The 17,758-nt window shown below is 42.1% G+C and carries 14 protein-coding genes; 4 read left to right on the forward strand and 10 right to left on the reverse strand.

Translation table 11 applies throughout. From position 1 onward, the window contains the following. Positions 1–78 precede the first annotated feature (78 nt). Positions 79–1,671: a bifunctional phosphoribosylaminoimidazolecarboxamide formyltransferase/IMP cyclohydrolase gene (gene purH, locus A6E04_RS00150; protein WP_065609283.1), complete on the reverse strand. Its 1,593-nt coding sequence runs from the start codon at positions 1,669–1,671 to the stop codon at positions 79–81. A 280-nt stretch (positions 1,672–1,951) separates the two neighbouring features. Here purH and zntR point away from each other — a divergent pair, with 280 nt between their 5' ends. Both zntR and A6E04_RS00160 read left to right on the forward strand, forming a co-directional pair. Continuing rightward, complete coding sequence (zntR, locus tag A6E04_RS00155; protein ID WP_012551271.1) at positions 1,952–2,371, forward strand: Zn(2+)-responsive transcriptional regulator; 420 nt, start codon at positions 1,952–1,954, stop codon at positions 2,369–2,371. 89 nt (positions 2,372–2,460) lie between these two features. Next, positions 2,461–2,763, forward strand: a complete 303-nt coding sequence (locus A6E04_RS00160; RefSeq protein ID WP_023604480.1) for a hypothetical protein — start codon at positions 2,461–2,463, stop codon at positions 2,761–2,763. Between the two features lie 139 nt (positions 2,764–2,902). Here A6E04_RS00160 and fis read toward each other — a convergent pair whose 3' ends face one another. The 9 genes from fis to A6E04_RS00205 form a co-directional block, all read right to left on the reverse strand. Beyond that, complete coding sequence (gene fis, locus A6E04_RS00165) at positions 2,903–3,199, reverse strand: DNA-binding transcriptional regulator Fis (RefSeq protein WP_005421285.1); 297 nt, start codon at positions 3,197–3,199, stop codon at positions 2,903–2,905. A gap of 22 nt (positions 3,200–3,221) precedes the next feature. Beyond that, positions 3,222–4,190 carry a tRNA dihydrouridine synthase DusB gene (dusB, locus tag A6E04_RS00170; protein WP_012551269.1) on the reverse strand — a complete coding sequence of 323 codons (969 nt, stop codon included), beginning with the start codon at positions 4,188–4,190 and terminating at the stop codon, positions 3,222–3,224. Positions 4,191–4,385: 195 nt separating this feature from the next. Then, positions 4,386–5,270: a 50S ribosomal protein L11 methyltransferase gene (prmA, locus tag A6E04_RS00175; RefSeq protein ID WP_065609285.1), complete on the reverse strand. Its 885-nt coding sequence runs from the start codon at positions 5,268–5,270 to the stop codon at positions 4,386–4,388. A 116-nt stretch (positions 5,271–5,386) separates the two neighbouring features. Continuing rightward, complete coding sequence (gene accC, locus A6E04_RS00180; RefSeq protein ID WP_017023492.1) at positions 5,387–6,730, reverse strand: acetyl-CoA carboxylase biotin carboxylase subunit; 1,344 nt, start codon at positions 6,728–6,730, stop codon at positions 5,387–5,389. A gap of 12 nt (positions 6,731–6,742) precedes the next feature. Beyond that, positions 6,743–7,198 carry an acetyl-CoA carboxylase biotin carboxyl carrier protein gene (gene accB / locus A6E04_RS00185; RefSeq protein ID WP_012551266.1) on the reverse strand — a complete coding sequence of 152 codons (456 nt, stop codon included), beginning with the start codon at positions 7,196–7,198 and terminating at the stop codon, positions 6,743–6,745. 30 nt (positions 7,199–7,228) lie between these two features. Beyond that, on the reverse strand, positions 7,229–7,678 hold the full coding sequence (gene aroQ, locus A6E04_RS00190; RefSeq protein ID WP_012551265.1) for a type II 3-dehydroquinate dehydratase: 450 nt from the start codon (positions 7,676–7,678) through the stop codon (positions 7,229–7,231). A 458-nt stretch (positions 7,679–8,136) separates the two neighbouring features. Then, the gene (acs, locus tag A6E04_RS00195; RefSeq protein WP_023604481.1) at positions 8,137–10,086 is read right to left on the reverse strand and encodes an acetate--CoA ligase; all 1,950 of its coding nucleotides are present in this window, start codon (positions 10,084–10,086) and stop codon (positions 8,137–8,139) included. A gap of 205 nt (positions 10,087–10,291) precedes the next feature. Beyond that, the gene (locus A6E04_RS00200; RefSeq protein WP_017022876.1) at positions 10,292–10,924 is read right to left on the reverse strand and encodes a 3'-5' exonuclease; all 633 of its coding nucleotides are present in this window, start codon (positions 10,922–10,924) and stop codon (positions 10,292–10,294) included. A 1-nt stretch (position 10,925) separates the two neighbouring features. Next, a complete protein-coding gene (locus A6E04_RS00205) occupies positions 10,926–12,758 on the reverse strand; it encodes a DUF294 nucleotidyltransferase-like domain-containing protein (protein WP_065609287.1) in 1,833 nt (610 codons plus the stop codon). A 205-nt stretch (positions 12,759–12,963) separates the two neighbouring features. Between A6E04_RS00205 and A6E04_RS00210 the strand changes: the two genes are divergently transcribed. Together A6E04_RS00210 and A6E04_RS00215 are read left to right on the forward strand one after the other, a co-directional pair. Further along, complete coding sequence (locus tag A6E04_RS00210; RefSeq protein WP_065609321.1) at positions 12,964–14,109, forward strand: 3-phenylpropionate MFS transporter; 1,146 nt, start codon at positions 12,964–12,966, stop codon at positions 14,107–14,109. Between the two features lie 133 nt (positions 14,110–14,242). After that, a complete protein-coding gene (locus A6E04_RS00215; RefSeq protein WP_065609289.1) occupies positions 14,243–17,689 on the forward strand; it encodes a PAS domain-containing hybrid sensor histidine kinase/response regulator in 3,447 nt (1,148 codons plus the stop codon). Positions 17,690–17,758 lie beyond the last annotated feature (69 nt).

A 17,758-nucleotide genomic window follows, 5' to 3' on the forward strand; every position in this document is an offset into this window, starting at 1 on the left:
ACAAAGTGTGTTCTTTTGCACTTATAGGAGCGCAGCGTTCTAGCCTCTAGAAGCGAAGCGCTCTCGTTACTGTATTCCCTAGTGGCGGAAGTGGCGCATACCCGTAAAGATCATCGCCATACCATGTTCATCGGCAGCAGCAATAACTTCGTCATCACGCATAGAGCCTCCTGGCTGGATAACACACTTAATACCCGCTTCAGCAGCAGCATCAATACCATCACGGAATGGGAAGAATGCATCAGATGCCATTGCACAGCCTTCAACCACAAGACCTTCGTCGGCGGCTTTAATACCGGCAATTTTTGCAGAGTAAACGCGGCTCATTTGGCCAGCGCCGACACCGATAGTCATGTCACCTTTAGAGTAAACAATGGCGTTAGATTTAACGTATTTTGCTACTTTCCAACAGAACAACGCATCTTTTAATTCTTCAGCAGTTGGTTGGCGCTTAGAAACCACTTTAAGATCATCTTCAGATACCATGCCTTGGTCACGGTCTTGAACTAGCAGGCCGCCGTTAACACGCTTAATGTCAAAGCCAGTTGTTTTACTTGTCCACTTACCACATTCAAGTAGGCGAAGGTTTTTCTTAGCTGCGACGATTTCAATTGCTTCAGCAGAAACAGAAGGAGCAATGATCACTTCAACGAATTGACGTTCAGTAATTGCCGTTGCTGTGGCTGCATCTAGTTCGCGGTTAAATGCGATGATACCGCCAAATGCTGATGTTGGATCTGTTTTGAAAGCGCGGTCATAAGCTTCAAGAACATCTTTACCTAGGGCAACACCACATGGATTTGCATGTTTAACGATAACACAGGCTGGTTCGTCGAATTCTTTCACACACTCAAGAGCAGCGTCAGTGTCTGCGATATTGTTGTAAGAAAGGGCTTTACCTTGAATTTGACGAGCCGTTGATACAGATGCTTCTGCAGGGTTGGCTTCAACATAGAATGCAGCGGCTTGATGACTGTTCTCACCGTAGCGCATGTCTTGTTTTTTCTCGAACTGTTGATTGAAGGTGCGAGGGAATTTAGATTCGTTATCGCCTTCTTTATTCTCACCATAGCTAGGAACCATAGTGCCGAAGTAATTAGCGATCATGCCATCGTAAGAAGCGGTGTGCTCAAATGCTGCAATCGCTAAATCAAAACGCGTTGCTTGAGTCAGTGATTTTTCGTTAGCGTCCATTTCAGCAATGACGCGATCGTAATCGTGAGCATTAACGACAATAGTAACGTCTTTGTGGTTTTTAGCCGCAGAGCGAACCATTGTTGGACCACCGATATCGATGTTCTCAACAGCATCTGCAAGGGTACAGCCTTCTTTTGCTACGGTTTCAGCGAATGGGTAAAGGTTTACAACAACGATATCGATAGGGCCGATGCCGTGTTGTTCCATGATGCCATCATCTTGACCGCGACGACCAAGAACACCACCATGCACTTTAGGATGAAGAGTTTTAACGCGGCCATCCATCATTTCTGGGAAGCCAGTGTAATCAGATACTTCTGTTACAGGGATATTTTTTTCCGCAAGCAGGCGAGCAGTGCCGCCAGTAGATAGAATATCTACACCACGTTCAGTCAGTGCTTGAGCAAATTCTACAATACCAGTTTTATCAGATACGCTAATTAGCGCGCGACGGATCGGACGTGGGTTATTCATTGCTACTTTCTTCCTTTAGAATTAAGTTAGGATTTTTGCCAAAAATGAACTTGTTCTGTTTATCATTCTTATAAAGAAAGCAAACAGCAATTGGCCAGTTTTGGGAAATACCCTAATAAAGAGTTAAGCGCGAAACATCACATCAACGTAATGGCGCATATTCTAACTAAAGTTAAACAAAAAAGCTCCCGCAATCGATTGCATTCTCAAAAAAAGATGCCATTTTTATGAAAAAAGAATGAAAATGAGAGCAGACAAAGAAGGATTAGAGTTAATGAAAATGTATTTAATTGGTGAATTGGCAAAACACTGTAATGTAACCAGTGATACATTACGTTTTTATGAAAAGAATGGATTACTCATTCCGTCAGGAAGAAGCAATAGTGGCTATCGTCTTTACAATGAAGAAAATCTAGCACAAATCCGTTTTATTTTAAAAGCAAAGCAATTAGGTCTAACTCTTGATGAGATTAAAGAGTTGCTTGCGATTCGCTTAGAGGCAACCAAGCATAGCTGTGCAGAAGTTAAATCGATCACTCAAACCAAGTTAACGATTATAGATGAGAAAATTGCACAGTTAACCGACATTCGTATTGCATTGAAAAGTATTAATGATGCGTGTTGTGGTCATATTGATGATGATGCTTCGCATTGTTCAATACTTTCGGCATTGGCTGATTTAGAAGAGAAGAAAGCGTAATTTATTGTGACTGTTTATTAAAGATGTTGATAAAATGGTCGATAAGTAATGTATAGAAGTTTGAGCGAAAATTAGGTGAGAGCCCATTAATGGAAAAACAATACGTAATCAAATTGCTTTCTGCTCTGAAAGTTATCGATAGAAAGATCAGTGAGCAAGGCAAAGCGGTAATGGAGCTAGATGCTCGCATTAAGCGTATTGAAGCCCAGAACGCAAAAATCGCTCAAATGGTGGATGCGGGATCTAAAGGCTCTAGTACAGCCGGAGCATCTGCAGATTTAAGTGAGTTAGATGAGCGTTTAAAAGGCATTGAAGAGAAAACAGCAAAAGCTGTCGAACTTCTTCGTTCAGGGGCCGGGACTGGTGGTGCTAAGAAGCGCGCTTGGCCGTAGTCGAGTAAATCAAATAAAAAAGCCGATATTACAGTGATGTAGTATCGGCTTTTTTATTTCTAGTAATATGAAGATTATTAGATATAAAAAAAGCAGTGTTAATTGCTTAACACTGCTTTAAATTTTTCATAAGGCGTGATTAGTTCATGCCGTATTTTTTAAGTTTCTTGCGAAGAGTACCACGGTTGATACCCATCATATTTGCTGCTTTTGTTTGGTTGCCGCGAGTATGCTGCATGATCATGTCTAGTAGAGGTTGCTCTACTTCAGCTAATACTAATTCATATAAGTCGTTAACTTCTTGACCGTTTAATTGGCCTAAGTAGTTTTTCAGCGAAGCCTTAACAGAGTCACGTAGTGGCTTCTGAGTAATCTGGTCTTGTGCTGTAACTGTTGTAACTGTTAATGCTTCTGAAGTCATAGATTGATCGAACATATTCTGTTTAGCTCTTCTGTTATTATGATGCAACGTGGTCGAAATAGCTTTCAAGCTGTTGAAGTTGCTGATGGGCATCTTCAATAGCATTAAAGCCGCGGCGGAATTCATTTGCTTGTTCGTGCTCTTTTAAATACCAACCCACATGCTTACGAGCAATGCGAGGGCCTAAAAACTCACCATAAAATAGGTGAAGCGCTTGAACATGACCCAATAAAGTGGCCTTCACTTCTTCAATTGGAAGAGGTGGCATGAATTCGCCCGTTTCTAAATAATGTTGGATTTCTTGAAAAATCCATGGCCTACCTTGTGCAGGTCGGCCGATCATTAAAGCGTCTGCGCCGGTGTAATCAAGCACAAAACGAGCCTTTTCCGGTGAGTCAATATCACCGTTTGCTATAACCGGAATCGAAATCGCTTCTTTTACCGCTTTAATGTTGTCGTACTCAGCATCACCTTTGTACATACAAGCTCTGGTACGCCCATGGAGCGCTAAAGCTTGAATGCCGCATTGTTCTGCCATTTTTGCAACCTGAACACAGTTTCTATTGTCCGGATCCCAGCCTGTGCGCGTTTTCAGAGTGACAGGAACATCAACCGCCTTCACAACTGCCAGTAAGATCTCTTCAATCAAATCTGGGCGTTGTAGGAGCGCTGAGCCTGCAAGCTTCTTATTCACTTTCTTAGCAGGGCATCCCATATTGATATCGATGATTTGCGCACCAGTCTCAACACAGTATCGCGCTGCTTCCGCCATTAACTTAGGATCTGCCCCTGCAATTTGTACCGAGCGAATACCAGATTCACCTTCATGTACCATGCGATTTTGGGACTTAGATGTTTTCCACAGTTTTGGATTAGAAGACATCATCTCGCTCACAGCCATGCCTGCGCCGTAACGCATACATAACTCACGAAAAGGTTTATCAGTCACACCAGCCATAGGAGCAACGATAAGATTGTTCTTTAATGTATATTTACCTATCTGCAAAACATCCACGCACGTTTGTGTCAGCAAGGGCGCGCATTTTACGCATTTTTTCCTCGCCTGAAAAGACCAAATTTTGAGCATTTACAAATTGTTTGTGTAATTTGTTTATATTTCAGTCAATTAGATGGTTTTATGCCTCAAATTTAGTATTGAGGCATTGAAGTTTTTTCTAGGAAGAGTAGGTCTTAGAGGCCGTTACTTCTTAATTCCTGAGATTCTGCACCATTCTTGTTGCTCTGCAATCGCATCAAGAGTGAAGTTGTCTGAGTAGTATGAAGCGACATTATTTGCCTGAGTATCGAGTACACCAGACATAGCTAGTGCGCCTCCAGGCTTCACATGAGCCGTAATAATACTTGAAAGTTCACGTAAAGGAGCGGCAAGAATATTAGCAACAACAACGTCAGCGACAAGGTTTTCTGGTTGGTCTTGAGGAAGGAAAAGCTCTAGTTGATCAGCAACACCATTGCGAGTTGCATTGTCTTTTGATGCTGTGATCGCTTGAGGATCTATATCGATCCCAACCACTTTCGCTGCACCTAGTTTGATAGCGGCGATCGCTAAGATGCCAGAACCACAACCGAAATCGATAACTGTTTTACCAGTAAGATCGATGCTTTCTAGCCATTCAAGACAAAGTGCGGTTGTTGCATGCGTTCCTGTGCCAAATGCAAGACCAGGATCAAGCATGACGTTAATCGCGTCTGGCTCTGGAATTTCACGCCAGCTTGGGCAAATCCACAAGCGCTCACCAAATTTCATTGGGTGGAAGTTATCCATCCATTCGCGTTCCCAGTCTTTATCTTCAAGTTGCTCTACTTTGTAGGCAAAATTGTCATCAAGTACGGTGCTTGCTTTCAATTGTGTAATGACTAAATCCATGTCGGTTTCTGCATCATAAAGAGCTACAATGTCCGTTTCACCCCATAAGCGAGTCTCTCCAGGAAGAGGTTCAAAGATAGGGGTATCTTTAGCATCTAAAAATGTAACAGAAAGAGCACCGGTCTCTTCTACTAGCATGTCGCTGATTAGTTCAGCATTTTCAGATGTTGCATTTAGTTTTACTTGAATCCAAGGCATGGGGATCACTTTATTTAGTTGAAAATATCGACGAATTTTATCATAGAAAAAGGCCATGAGTATAATTACTCATGGCCTTTATTTATGTCTTTAACTTAAAGAATGAAATTGGTGTCTTATTGAAGACCCAGTTTTTTCTCAAGATAGTGGATATTAGCGCCACCATGTTGGAAGTTTTCATCATTCATAATATCTAAGTGTAGAGTGATATTTGTATTGATGCCTTCAATGATCATTTCACTTAATGCATTTTTCATACGTGCGATAGCTACGTCACGGTTTTCACCGTAAGTAATTAGCTTACCAATCATTGAATCGTAGTGTGGCGGTACTGTGTAGCCAGTGTAAATGTGAGATTCCCAACGAACTCCCATACCACCTGGTGCATGAAAACGTTCAATCTTACCTGGAGAAGGTAGGAAACGAACAGGATCTTCAGCATTAATACGACACTCAATTGAGTGACCACGCAATTTGATATCATCTTGAGTGAATGAAAGAGGTTGACCTGCAGCAATGCGCAGTTGCTCTTTGATTAAGTCGATACCCGTTACCATTTCGGTAATTGTGTGTTCAACTTGAATACGAGTATTCATCTCAATGAAGTAGAATTCACCATTTTCATATAGGAATTCAAACGTACCGGCACCACGATAAGCGATATCAACACAAGCACGCGTACAACGCTCACCAATGTATTTACGCATTTCTTCGGTGATACCAGGAGCCGGAGCTTCTTCAACCACTTTTTGATGACGACGTTGCATAGAACAATCACGTTCGCCAAGATGAATCGCGTTACCTTGACCATCAGCAATGATTTGAACTTCAATGTGACGAGGGTTTTCAAGGAATTTTTCCATGTAAACCGTACCATCACCAAAACACGCTGTTGCTTCTGCACGTGTCATTGCAATCGCTTCAATAAGGTCTTTTTCTGCACGAACAACACGCATACCACGACCACCGCCACCGCTAGAGGCTTTGATGATAATTGGATAGCCGATACGTTTAGCAAATGATTTGTTTTTTGCTTCATCGTTATCTAACGGGCCGTCAGAACCCGGAACACAAGGTACACCGGCTTTTTTCATTGAACTGATCGCAGACACTTTGTCACCCATCATGCGAATAGTTTCCGCTTTAGGACCAACAAAAATAAAGCCTGAACGTTCAACTTGCTCTGCAAAGTCAGCATTTTCAGCTAAGAAACCGTAACCAGGGTGAACAGCAACTGCACCTGTTACTTCCGCCGCACTAATAATACGTGGGATGTTTAAGTAGCTGTCAGTACTGCGAGCAGGACCGATACAAATGGTTTCATCAGCAAGTAATACGTGTTTTAAATCACGGTCAGCAGTAGAGTGCACAGCAACCGTTTTGATGCCAAGCTCTTTACATGCTCGCAAGATACGCAGTGCAATTTCACCACGGTTTGCGATAACTAATTTATCTAACATAGTGACCTCTATTTATTCGATCACAACAAGTGGCTGGTCGAATTCAACCGGTTGGCCGTCTTCAGCTAGGATAGCAGTCACTACACCAGACTTATCTGCTTCGATTTGGTTCATCATTTTCATTGCTTCAACGATACATAATGTATCGCCAGCAGTAACTTGTTGGCCAACTTTAACAAATGGTTTTGCATCAGGGCTTGAAGCACCGTAGAAAGTACCAACCATTGGAGAACACACCTTATGACCAGCGGCTACGGCTACTGGAGCTTCAACTGCAGCTACCGGAGCGGCTACTGGTGCAGCCATAGGAGCAACTGGCGCTGGGTATGGTTGCATTGGTGTTAGTTGAGCCATAGGAGCTACAGCGCGACTGATACGTACAGATTCTTCACCTTCAGAAATCTCAAGTTCAGCAATGCCAGACTCTTCAACTAGTTCAATCAGTTTCTTAATTTTACGGATATCCATTGTGTAATCTCTTCTGTTTATATTCAGTGATCAATTTGAACGCAGACGTTTTACTGCCGCCTTCAAAGCAAATTCGTAGCCATCTGCGCCTAAACCGCAAATCACACCAACGGCCTTATCTGAAAGATAAGAGTGGTGGCGGAAAGGTTCGCGTGCATGGACATTAGATAAATGTACTTCAATAAAAGGAATATCAACCCCAAGCAGAGCATCACGTAAAGCGACACTGGTATGTGTAAACGCTGCTGGATTGATAATAATGAAATCAATACGTTGATAAGCATTATGGATCGCTTCAATCAACTCATATTCACGGTTAGATTGTAAATGCTCAAGTTCGACATTCAATGCAGTTGCTTGAATGGTCAGAGCGTTAACGATCTGTTCTAAATTTTGACTGCCGTAATGTGCCGGCTCTCGAAGTCCTAATAAATTAAGATTAGGGCCATTTAGTATTAAAATTCGCGATTGAGTAGACATTGTGATGCTAAATTCCTTGTTTTTACGGTTAAAGTAAAAAAAGCACACCTTTTATATTCGATTTGATGAGCTTTTGCAATTTTTGCCTTGCGAATGCTCATAAAAAGCAATTATAGACAATATCACAGCAAATCGCAGCAAAATACTGGTCTTATCAGCTCTAAGTTCTTATTTTATGTATCGAAGCTTGGGTGAATGTCATCTCTATTTATGAGATTAGAGCTTAGGTTAATGAGTTGGTTCAACCATTTTATGATTAGTTAACAAATACTTTCAATGTGTTGAACAATTATACAGTTTTGTATTTTGTTTATTTGGTTGAGTTAAATATCTCTCGTTATCAATATGTAAATTTGAGCTTGAAATCACAAGAAAAAAGTCGCTATTACGAATAATAGCGACTTTTTCATTCGGTTTGAGTTTTTGCTCTAGCCCGTTATGTTCTTAAATCTATTCAGTTAAGCAATTTTTCTTTGTTCTTCAATTAGTTTATCAACCACGCTAGGGTCGGCAAGTGTGGATGTATCGCCTAGATTTGAAGTATCCCCCGTCGCAATTTTACGAAGAATTCGACGCATTATTTTCCCTGAACGTGTTTTTGGTAATGAGTCGGTCCAATGCAAGAAATCAGGTGTTGCGATAGGGCCTATTTCTTTTCTTACCCAATCTTTGACTTCTTTATGGAGCTCAGCACTTGGGTATTCGCCCGAATTTAAGGTGATGTATGCGTAAATCGCTTGGCCTTTAATATCATGAGGAACACCGACAATGGCAGCCTCTGCAATTTTACTGAAAGAAACCAAGGCGGATTCAACTTCAGCGGTACCCATTCGGTGACCAGACACATTGAGCACATCATCGACACGGCCTGTTATCCAGTAATAACCATCTTCATCACGTCGAGCACCATCACTGGTAAAGTACATGCCTTTAAACGTTGAAAAATAAGTTTGTTCGAAACGGTCGTGATCGCCATAAATGGTGCGCATTTGACCCGGCCATGAATCGGTAATCACGAGGTTTCCATCGGCAGCACCTTCAATAAGGTTACCCATGTTATCAACCAAAGCAGGTTGAACACCAAAGAAAGGACGCGTTGCCGAGCCCGGTTTTAAAGCTGTTGCACCAGGAAGAGGAGAGATTAAAATCCCGCCCGTTTCGGTTTGCCACCACGTATCAACGATTGGACAGCGAGCGTCACCAATGGTGTTGTAATACCACTCCCATGCTTCAGGGTTGATCGGTTCGCCGACGGATCCCATCACGCGTAATGAGGATCTTGAGGTTCCTTCTACAGCATCATTACCGTGAGCCATGAGTGCTCGAATGGCTGTTGGCGCAGTATAAAGAATATTTACGTTGTGCTTATCTACCACTTCACTCATGCGGCTAGTGCTTGGGTAGTTTGGTACACCTTCAAACAGAATGGTTTTTGCGCCATTAGCGAGAGGTCCGTAGATTAAATAAGTATGGCCAGTGATCCAACCTACATCAGCGGTACACCAGAACACCTCACCTTCTTGGTAATCAAAGATGTATTTGAAGGTCATTGCTGCATAAACAAGGTAGCCGCCAGTGGTGTGTAATACGCCTTTGGGTTTACCTGTTGAGCCAGAGGTATAAAGAATAAAAAGAGGATCTTCAGCATTCATGGCTTCTGGTTCGCAATGTGCAGAAGCTACAGCGGTTGCTTCATGCCACCATACATCGCGTTCTTCATTCCAATCAATATCATTACCGGTACGTTGGAATACAACGACTTTTTCAATGGTTGTTACTTCAGGGTTATTTAATGCATCGTCGACGTTTTTCTTTAAAGGTACGGTACGACCGCCACGAACGCCTTCATCGGCGGTAATCACGACTTTCGCATCGGAATCAACGATTCGACCAGCCAATGCTTCTGGTGAGAACCCACCAAAAACAACAGTATGAACCGCACCAATGCGAGTACAAGCAAGCATTGCAACGGCTGCTTCTGCAACCATTGGCATGTAAATACACACGACATCGCCTTTGCGAACGCCTTGACTCTTAAGTGCGTTTGAGAATTTACACACTTGTTCGTGCAGCTCATTGAAGGTAATTGATGCATCATCTTGTGGATCGTCACCTTCCCAGATGATCGCGACTTCATCACCGCGAGCAGCAAGATGGCGATCGATACAGTTTGCAGAGACATTCAATTCACCATCTTCAAACCATTTGATGTCTACGTGACCAGTATCGAACGAGGTGTTTTTCACTTTAGTGTAAGGAGTCATCCAGTCGACTATTTGTCCGTGCTCACGCCAAAACCCTTCGGGATTGATGACGGATTGCTGATACATTTCACGGTATTTATCTTCATCGGCATGTGCATTTTTTGCGATGTCTTGATTGACTGGGTATACGTGAATGTCACTCATGTTGATTCTCCTTGTGAATACAGCAAATATCCAATTTATGACTGGATTTTATGGCAGCCCCTTCATTGGTTCTGCGCTTCGTTGATATTACTTTCTGCTAGAAATCGATTTTCAACAATTAGACTTTAGTCAGAGAAAGAGGAAATGACTGAGTTTGAGAGGAAAAGAGAAGAGCGTTTTGAGACTCAGATCAGTAAGTTGTGAATTAAAGCGCTCTTGGGGTAGGCAGTTCAGGGAAATCACCATAATGAAGGCGAACATAAATCAATGCTGCGGCAATGGCATCTTGCAAAGCATCATGGCGTTCGGCTTGTGGTAGATCTAAATGGGTAGAGATGGCCTCAATACTTAAATCGTAATACGCATTAGGTAATAGGCGCTCTAATTTATGGTGATAAATATGGCAGACTTCGATTAGCCTATTAGGAAAAGGGTGACCACAGTGACGTAAGCAACTGCGGTCTAAAATCTTTTTGTCGTAGTGAATGTGGTAACCGACAATCGGTCGATTACCAATAAATTGAAGTAATTGAATGATAGCGTCTTTTTCGGACAGTCCATGAGAGAGATCGTGATGCCTTAGTTGATGTATTTTGACTGATTCTGACGTTAGGTTGTGTGGTGGTCTTAATTTGAGGTGAATCGTTTGGCTTGTTAATACTCTGTTCTGTTTTATTTTTATGGCCGCGATCGACACTAATTCCGCATGATTAGGGTCAAGACTTGTTGTTTCGCAATCAATAGAAACCAATTCTTCGCCGTTGTAGCGTTCAAAAAGAAAGTGATTCGAGTGGTTTTGTAGTTTATAGCGCCACCACAGGCGTTGAAGTTGATTCATGTTAATCCCTAATTTGGTAATGATAACCAAGCCATTCTTTGAATTTTTTAACGATGTGTAAACTGTGACGAAGTAAATCACGTTCACTTCTATCTAATCGTTGAATGTGAATTTGATTACTGGGCATTGGGTTTACTTCTTCTAACTGGTGGCGTAAGCGTAATTTAAAAAATAGCTTTAGAGCTTCACTCAAATTTTCTGCTGTTGTGGATTCAAGGATGTTCTGTTGGCAAAGAAGTTCAATACGAGTAAATGTGTTTGTGTCGGTAATACCATGTTCTAAGCTGAGAGTTCGAATTCCGTGAACGATAGGGAAAATGCCGCCTTGTTTAATATCAATGCCTTCTTTTTTGTTTTTTACTTTTCCGAATAGAGTTAATGGCACAATAAATTGCAATGCAGGGCGAGCAAAGATACTGAGTGCGAGCTCATTTTCTTGCATCTTCTGAGTTAATAAATGTTTTAAAGGAGAAAGTAATTGATGATTTCCCGCAACGGCATGAGCATCCGATAAAATAGCAAGGTGCATCATGTTTTCACCGTTATATTCGGTGCTTAATTTGGTGATGTAATGTTGCCATTCACATTCAGTTTTTACCCAATGTGCATTGCTGACCATGATATTCCCTTTGCATAATGGATAGCCTAGCTGCAACAGGGTGTGAGTGAACTTCTTCATCAGTTCATGGCATTGATGCCACTCCAATCCTTCTTTAATGATTAAGGCATTGTCTTGATCGGTTTTAAGAATTTGTTCGCCTCTTCCTTCCGATCCCATCACGATCAAGCAGCAATGATCATGCAGAGCTTTAGGCACGGTGAGATTAAATGCTTTTTCTATAATTTGTTCATTAATGGTAGAAATCAATTCCATAATAAAACGGGTACGAATTCCATTGTTAAGAAGCGTTTCAACTAACTGTGCTTGGCTGTTGGCCGCCAAAGCGAGTTCATCAATGGTTTGTGCTCGAGCAATTCTCAATGTGAGTACATGGGAGTGGGTGGAAAATAAACTCAATATTTGAGTCATATCTAACATACCGATCAACTTATTTTCTTCAACAACTGCCACTCGTTTCACGTGGTGGCGGGTCATTAGTGTCATGGCATTAAACAGATAATCGTATTTTTTGATACTTACTATCGGGTAAGTGGTTATTGGACCTACCGGATGATTAGGAGAATAGCCTTCGAGCATAAGAGCGTGCAGTAAATCTGTTCGAGTAATTATCCCAATCGGTAAATGCGCAGTATTCGATTTATGGCGAGTATCGTATTGGTTTAGTTCAACAAATAATGCATCCACTGCATTGTCTTTTAATAATTGAGTGACTTGCTGTAATGAGGTATTCCAATCAACAACTAAACTGGGTTGAATGGTTTCGTTATCTATTTTGGTGAGAATAAACTCCGCTAAGTTTTGCTGTTGATGAGCTTGTGTCATTAACGCTTTTCGTGTGGCCAAACTGCTATTGAAATAAGCGGCGAACTCTGTGTTTTCATGATAAAGAGTAAGGAAAATGGCGGTAGGCAGCAGGTGGCACAAGGTATCTTCAATGGCTTGATAGGTATGTTTTACGGGTTGTTCGAGTTGAGATCGTACGTCAAAAATATCGTCATTCGTATAATGAGCGTAAATTTCTCCATTACTGCTGGATCGTTCTTCAACAATGCCCTTAATGATAATGAAAAGATGCTCAGAAGGCTGACCTTGATAAAGTAACGTGTCGCCATGCCGAAAATACGCAATATCAAGATGATTAATTAACGTCTTTTTCTGTCTGTCGTTTAATTTATTGAAGGGTGCAATGGTGAGATCAATATCGTTTGGCATAACCCATCCTCTGTGCGTTCCTTTTTACTATTTTGGCTAAAAAAAGGCACAGTATGAAGAGGACTTTAGTCTACCCATAAAGTTCTAAAATCTCGGGTTTATCACATTTTAAAAGGTGCATTTTTCTTCTGTTCTGTTTTCCCTTTTTATAAATCAATAGGATGCCATAATGACGGCCTCTTTTTTATTCCCTTTGGACATTGTCATGGTACGCGTTTCTCCCTTTGCTTGGATCTCTCAATATTTTGGTGGGTTCTTTTTTGCCTATGGTGTGTATTTGCCTTTTTGGGCGCTGTGGTTTGCCGACCAAGGGGTATCAGCAGGAGATATTGGTGTTTTAATTGGTTTGGGATTTGCGACACGTTGTGTGGCGAACTTAGTGATCACTCCTCGCTTGCATAAAGTTGAATATTTAATTCCAGCCCTGCGCGCATTAACGTTTGCCTCCTTGATTGCACTTGGGTTGTTTCTTATTAATGGCGGCAACTTCTGGTGGATGGCATTTGTCACCGTGTTGTTTAATTTGTCCTGTGGTCCAGCTATACCGCTCTCCGATGCAATGACGAATTATTATGCGAAAAATAAGTTATTAGATTATGGTCGAACTCGTTTATGGGGTTCAGTCAGCTTTATTGCCGGCTCAACGGTCGTGGGTTACCTAGTGTCAGGCTTTGGCACCGACATGATTGTGTACACTGCGATTGCTGGTATTTTAGCGGCGTTATTCTTAGTGATGCGTAATCCAAATCCAATGCCAGTGTCAGTCTCGGAAGAAGACCAAACTCGCCCTAAACTATTGGCCTTACTTCGTGAAGTTCCGGTATTAAAATTTATTATTTTAGTGTCGTTAATTCAAGGTAGCCATGCCGCGTATTACAGTTTCAGCTCTATTTATTGGAAAGCGTCAGGCTATGAAGAAAGTACCATTGGTTATTTGTGGAGCCTAGGTGTTGTCGCTGAAGTGTTGGTGTTTGCCTTTAGTAAGCAATTGTTCGCGGGATGGAAGGTATCAACTTTATTTAAAGTGGCGGCTGTCGGTGTAATGATCCGCTGGGGATTAACGGCGGCAACGACAGAGTTATCGGCACTAATATTGGTTCAAGCACTGCATGGTGTTACCTTTGCGATGGCACATTTGGCCGCCATTCAATACATTCAAAAATTCCCTCAAAACAAAATGATCCCACTACAAGCCTTATATAATGCGATTCCGCTTGGTGCCTTTATTGCCTTAATGACAACATTAAGTGGTTGGGGTTATGAAGTGTGGGGAGCGCATATTTTCTGGGGTATGGCAGTGATGGGTGCCTTTGCCTTAATGATTAAGCTGGATAAAGTAAAAGATAAATAGGTCCTAATCACATTTGTTGGCTTGGATAAAAGCGAAGTAATAATAAAACGTTAGACTGGTGCGACAGAATATTCGTACCACTCTGGCGTTTTTTTATGATCAGAACTGAGAGTGGTATCACCAAGGATGAGTGATGACACAAGGATGGATCGTCGTGCCAGTTTCGCTGGCTTATTTAGGATTGCTATTTTTAATTGCCTGGTATGGTGATCGTCAAAAAGGGTGGTTATCGCATTATCGCCCGTGGATTTACAGTCTTTCTATTGCGGTTTACTGCACCTCTTGGACCTTTTATGGCACGGTAGGCCAAGCCACTAGCAACCCGTGGTCTTTTCTTCCTATTTATCTTGCCCCCATTCTTGTGTTTGTTTTTGCATGGCGTTTTTTAGCCCGAATTATTCTGATTGCAAAGCGAGAGCACATTACGTCCATTGCTGATTTTATTGCGGCTCGTTACGGTAAATCTCAAGGTTTAGCTGGTGTGATTACGGTCATTGCGGTGATTGGTATTCTTCCTTATATTGCGTTGCAATTACGAGGGATCACCATGGGGCTCGATCTTGTTGCTCCTAATTTAGCTCAGGATTTAGGCTATCAAGATGGCCACATTTCTTGGTTTGTCAGTGGTGCATTAGCGATTTTTACTATTCTATTTGGTACTCGACATATAGATACCACTGAACATCATCGTGGATTGATGATGGCAGTGGCCTTTGAATCCATTGTTAAGCTTGTTGCCTTTCTTTCGGTTGGTGGATTCATTTTATATTTGGCGTATTCAGAGCCAACGGTCGATCTGATTACTGTCGCAAAAGACACCTATCAATCGCCTAATCTAATTACCTTATTGTTTCATACGTTATTAACGATGGCGGCGATAATTTGTTTGCCTCGTCAGTTCCACACAACAGTGGTAGAGAATGAACAAGCACAAGACTTAAGGACTGCACGCTGGGTCTTTCCTCTTTATTTATTATTGATGGGATTATTTGTCTTACCTATCTCATGGGCAGGACAGGCATTGCTCTCTGGTGGCGTTAGTGACTCTTTTGTCATTAGTGTGCCATTGTCTATTGGTGCTGAACACATGGCATTACTTGCTTTTGTTGGAGGGACTTCAGCGGCAAGTGGGATGGTGATCGTCTCGACCATTGCACTTGCGATTATGGTTTCGAATGATTTAGTCTTGCCTTTACTCTTACGTAGAGTAAGAACCACGTCTCGAACCTTTGGGCATTTTTCTAAATTATTAGTGACGATTCGTCGGTTGTTGATAATTCTATTATTAGTTGGCGCATGGGGTTTTTATCAAGCGTTAGATTCAATCGATTCTCTTTCTGTTATTGGGTTATTAGCGTTTGCTGCAATTGCGCAATTTGCACCGGCACTTATTGGTGGTTTGTATTGGCGACAAGGAAATAAAAAAGGAGTCTATGCGGGTTTGGCGATTGGCTTTGTGGTGTGGTTAATCACGCTGATGAGTCAGACGCAAATGTTAGCGGGCAGTGCTGAGAATAATTTTTTATTGTGGATTATTACTCCGCCTAATTGGCTGCAAAATCTGGAGGTTAAAACGTCCGATTGGGGAATGATGTTGAGCTTAAGTTTGAATGCCATGTTGTTCATTTTTGTTTCTTCTGTTACTCGAGCGTCGTTAAGTGAGCGTTTACAAGCCGCGGCTTTTGTTGGTGCTCCCTTGCCTGAAAGTGAGGATGTAAGCGTATACCAAACTCGCGTGACAGTGGCTGAACTTGAAATGTTAGCGTCCCGTTTTGTCGGGCGAAAAAGAGCAAGAAAAGCATTTCGTCAGTTTGCTCAGCAGCATGGTGATGCGTTACTTCCACAGCAACAAGCTAGCTCTCAATTGATTCGTCATACAGAGAGAGTGCTCGCCGGAGTATTTGGTGCCTCTTCTTCTCGCTTGGTACTGACGTCTGCTTTGCAGGGACGAAATATGCAACTTGAAGAGGTCGCAACCATTGTTGATGAGGCTTCTGAACTTTATGATTTTAGTCGTGGGTTATTGCAAGGAGCGATCGAGCACATAAGCCAAGGCATTGCTGTGGTTGATAAGCAGATGAAGCTAGTGGCATGGAATCAACGCTATTTAGAGTTATTTACGTTTCCGGCAGGACTTATTCAAGTCGGGCGTCCGATAGCGGATGTTATCCGACATAATGCAGAGCAAGGGCTTTGTGGGCCGGGTGATCCTGAAGTGCACGTTAAGCGACGAGTTGAGCATTTAGAGCGAGGCACTCGACACGTTTCTTCTCGAATTCGAGCAGATGGACAGGTTATTGAAGTGCAAGGTAACCCGATGCCAAACGGTGGTTTTGTGATGAGCTTTACCGACATCACGGTATTTAGACAGGCAGAAAAAGCCCTAAAAGAAACCAATGAAAGCCTAGAATTTCGAGTGCATGAACGAACCAAAGAATTAGAAAAATTGAATCAGAGATTGGTGGGCGCTACCCAAAGTGCAGAAAAAGCCTCGCACTCAAAAACACGATTATTAGCGGCGGTGAGTCATGATTTAATGCAGCCCTTGAATGCCGCCCGCTTGTTTGCGTCTTCATTAAGCGAAGTCGCTAAAGACGGTGAGACAAAGAAAATATCAGGGCATATTGAAAGTGCATTAGGGGCGGCAGAAGAGTTAATCGGCGATTTATTGGATATTTCTCGTTTAGAAGCGGGTAAGTTAGAAACTAATGTTCACGGCTTTTCACTCCACCATATGCTCTCTAATTTAGAAGCCGAATTTGGTGCGTTAGCAAAACAACAAGGCATTGATTTTTCAGTGATTCATTCTGATGTGGTGGTGGAATCCGATCCGAAATTATTACGTCGAGTATTACAGAACTTCTTAACCAACGCCTTTCGATATAACCCAGAAGGCAAAGTGGTACTGGGTGCCAGAAGAATCGAAGGTAAAATTCGTCTGGATGTATGGGACAGTGGTATTGGTATTCCAGAAGAAAAACAACAAGCCATTTTTGAAGAGTTTACTCGTGTCGATCAAAGCAGAGCTGATCAAGGGCTAGGGTTAGGGTTAGCGATTGCGAGAGGGATCTCTCATGTGCTCGGGCATACTATTTCTCTGCGTTCATGGGTAAATAACGGCTCTGTATTTTCTGTCACATTGGAGCGTGGTGTGGTGCTTGAAAGCGATGCGCCTACCATAACCCAAAAGCCTGAATTGCCATTAAGTTCGGTTCGTGTGTTGTGTGTGGATAATGAACCCGATATTTTGATTGGTATGGAATCGTTACTTGAACGTTGGGGTTGTGAAGTCAAAACGGCGACGGATTTGATGGGCAGTTTACGTTGCTTAGAAGAGGATTGGGTACCCGATGTCATCTTCTCAGATTACCGATTGGATAACGACAGAACGGGCTTAGAAGTATTACAACAATGCCGCTTACGTTTAGGAAATAATTTTGAAGGGGTGATGATCAGTGCAGATAAAACTGAGGATTTACTAGAAAGTATTAAAAGTAATGGTTTTGGTTTTATTGCAAAGCCAGTCAAACCGTTAAAATTAAGATCTGTGTTAAATCGCCACACTACCTCAGAGGTTTAGGGCTAATCATAAAAGAAGGGAGCTAGCACACTAACTCCCTTTTCATATCAGCCAAATTATTTTTCTGAC

It is taken from the genome of Aliivibrio logei (assembly GCF_001691055.1).
GTDB classification, from domain to species: domain Bacteria; phylum Pseudomonadota; class Gammaproteobacteria; order Enterobacterales; family Vibrionaceae; genus Aliivibrio; species Aliivibrio salmonicida.

Bases quoted from the DNA above. Each gene is read 5' to 3' on its own strand.
- A6E04_RS00200 (WP_017022876.1), bottom strand. From the start codon at position 10,924: ATGAATCAACTTCAACGCCTGTGGTGGCGCTATAAACTACAAAACCAC.
- purH (WP_065609283.1), bottom strand. From the start codon at position 1,671: ATGAATAACCCACGTCCGATCCGTCGCGCGCTAATTAGCGTATCTGAT.
- fis (WP_005421285.1), bottom strand. From the start codon at position 3,199: ATGTTCGATCAATCTATGACTTCAGAAGCATTAACAGTTACAACAGTT.
- prmA (WP_065609285.1), bottom strand. From the start codon at position 5,270: ATGCCTTGGATTCAAGTAAAACTAAATGCAACATCTGAAAATGCTGAA.
- A6E04_RS00215 (WP_065609289.1), top strand. From the start codon at position 14,243: ATGACACAAGGATGGATCGTCGTGCCAGTTTCGCTGGCTTATTTAGGA.
- accC (WP_017023492.1), bottom strand. From the start codon at position 6,730: ATGTTAGATAAATTAGTTATCGCAAACCGTGGTGAAATTGCACTGCGT.
- zntR (WP_012551271.1), top strand. From the start codon at position 1,952: ATGTATTTAATTGGTGAATTGGCAAAACACTGTAATGTAACCAGTGAT.
- A6E04_RS00210 (WP_065609321.1), top strand. From the start codon at position 12,964: ATGGTACGCGTTTCTCCCTTTGCTTGGATCTCTCAATATTTTGGTGGG.
- acs (WP_023604481.1), bottom strand. From the start codon at position 10,086: ATGAGTGACATTCACGTATACCCAGTCAATCAAGACATCGCAAAAAAT.
- aroQ (WP_012551265.1), bottom strand. From the start codon at position 7,678: ATGTCTACTCAATCGCGAATTTTAATACTAAATGGCCCTAATCTTAAT.
- accB (WP_012551266.1), bottom strand. From the start codon at position 7,198: ATGGATATCCGTAAAATTAAGAAACTGATTGAACTAGTTGAAGAGTCT.
- A6E04_RS00160 (WP_023604480.1), top strand. From the start codon at position 2,461: ATGGAAAAACAATACGTAATCAAATTGCTTTCTGCTCTGAAAGTTATC.
- A6E04_RS00205 (WP_065609287.1), bottom strand. From the start codon at position 12,758: ATGCCAAACGATATTGATCTCACCATTGCACCCTTCAATAAATTAAAC.